This is a genomic window from Dellaglioa sp. CoH-57-MRSF-19 (assembly GCF_056781975.1).
Genome location: NZ_JBXAXW010000342.1, coordinates 1 through 236, shown reverse-complemented (window position 1 = coordinate 236; position 236 = coordinate 1). Strand labels below are relative to the sequence as shown.

Below are 236 nucleotides of genomic sequence, written 5' to 3'. Positions count from 1 at the left end.
CTTCAACACGACGCCGATCGGCCGCGCCGTGACGGGCACGATGCTCGTCGCCGCGATGAAGGAAGACGGCGTCAACATCTGGGGCGACGGCAGCACGTACAAGGGCAACGACATCGAGCGCTTCTACCGCTACGGCCTGCTCGTGAACCCGGATCTGAAGATCTACAAGCCGTGGCTCGACCAGACGTTCATCGACGAACTCGGCGGCCGCGCCGAAATGTCCGAATTCATGAACC

1 protein-coding gene is annotated in these 236 nt (G+C 62.3%); it reads left to right on the top strand.

Features of this window, described 5'->3' with window-relative positions:
- Nucleotides 1-236 (top strand): hypothetical protein (locus tag AC1RO3_RS09425; RefSeq protein WP_481764159.1); only part of this gene is annotated, 236 nt, incomplete at both ends.